The organism is Arthrobacter sp. Hiyo1 (genome assembly GCF_001263615.2).
Taxonomy (GTDB): Bacteria; Actinomycetota; Actinomycetes; order Actinomycetales; family Micrococcaceae; genus Arthrobacter.
The window spans coordinates 329244-330743 of sequence record NZ_DF952469.1 but is presented as its reverse complement, the minus strand read 5'-3'; the positions used below and the strand labels follow the sequence as shown (position 1 = coordinate 330743).

Annotated in this window: 2 protein-coding genes and 1 tRNA gene; 2 read left to right on the top strand and 1 reads right to left on the bottom strand. The window is 63.3% G+C overall.

The features are described from left to right. The coding region (locus AHiyo1_RS06055; RefSeq protein ID WP_148667487.1) for a TetR/AcrR family transcriptional regulator at positions 1 to 295 on the bottom strand (295 nt) is incomplete at its 3' end. A gap of 274 nt (positions 296 to 569) precedes the next feature. Between AHiyo1_RS06055 and AHiyo1_RS06050 the strand changes: the two genes are divergently transcribed. Then, positions 570 to 641, top strand: a tRNA-Gln gene (locus AHiyo1_RS06050). A 154-nt stretch (positions 642 to 795) separates the two neighbouring features. Then, a partial coding sequence (locus AHiyo1_RS26265; protein ID WP_253257181.1) for an NTP transferase domain-containing protein occupies positions 796 to 1500 on the top strand: 705 nt, incomplete at its 3' end.

Below are 1500 nucleotides of genomic sequence, written 5' to 3'. Positions count from 1 at the left end.
CGTCGCTCCGCTCCTCGATGTAGCCTAGCAAGGCAAGGGCCGCCTGTTCAACGAGGACGCGTGGTTTGGCTTCGGCGGCGAGGGACTCGTTGATGGCGTCGAGGAGGATCCGGAATTCGAACTCCACAACCTGGGTGTAGAGGCCTTCCTTCGAGCCGAAGTGCTCGTAAATCACCGGCTTGGACACGCCCGCGGCGGCTGCGATTTCGTCGATGGTCGTGGCGTCCAGGCCGCGGGCGGCAAAGAGGCCCCGGCCAATTTCGATGAGCTGGGAGCGGCGCTGGGAGCCTGTCATCCGGGCACGGACAACCTGGCTGCGGGTGGGTGGTTGATCACCCTGGAACCCGTCGACTGCCGGGGAAGTCCTGTGCTGTTGCTCACGCATCCATCATCCTTATGGCACGCGTGAAGCGGCCTCTGGAGTGCCCGCCAATACCGCTGGAAAGGACTCGGGGTTGCGCCAAGTCGCGAACACCGCGATGGTCATGGCAAACTAGATTCTTGTGTGTGCGACCCGGTCAATCGGGAACCCCGCGGACCCTGCGTCCGCAAGGGCTAAGTGCGCACGGTCCGCTCTGGTGTAATGGCAGCACCCCGGCCTTTGGAGCCGTGGAGTATAGGTTCGAATCCTATGGGCGGAACTTGTCGGTGGTCTGCCGGCACCGCCTCTGAAGGCACCGTCTCTCCCGAAGCTGTCCACTGGCTGCACGGAAGGCTGTGAATCGGCAAGAGTAGGATAGAGCAGATGCCGCAGCCGGGTTCGCCCGGACGTAACCGAGCAAGGAGAGCGACTTCGTGAGCCCCGATACTACTGGCCCCGCCGCTGTAATTGTCCTAGCTGCCGGAGCCGGTACGCGGATGAAGTCACGGACTCCCAAAATCCTCCACGAAATCGGCGGACGCTCCATGGTGGCGCACGCCATCCTCGCAGCGCGCTCCATCGATCCCCGGCAGCTGGCCCTCGTGGTCCGCCATGAGCGGGACCTCGTCGCCGCGCACATTGAACTGATCGATCCCGACGCCGTCATCGTGGACCAGGACGATGTTCCGGGGACCGGGCGCGCGGTGGAAGTAGCCCTTGACGCCTTGGACGCGAAGGCAGAACTCACTGGCACGGTAGTGGTCACCTACGGTGATGTGCCTTTGCTGACCGGTTCCCTTCTGTCCGAGCTGGTCGCCACGCACGAATCCGAAGGCAACGCCGTGACGGTCCTGACCGCGGTGCTCGATGACGCCAATGGCTATGGCCGCATCCTTCGTGCCGAGGACGGCACCGTGCTGGGCATCCGCGAACACAAAGACGCGAGCGACGCCGAACGTTCCATCCGCGAAGTCAACTCCGGCATCTACGCTTTTGACGCAAAGGTGCTTCGCGAGCAGTTGCGCAAAGTGACCACCGAGAACATCCAGCAAGAAAAATACCTCACTGACGTTCTTGAATTGGCGCGCGACGCCGGAGGCCGGGTTTCCGCCGTCGTCACCGCCGACCGTTGGCAGGTC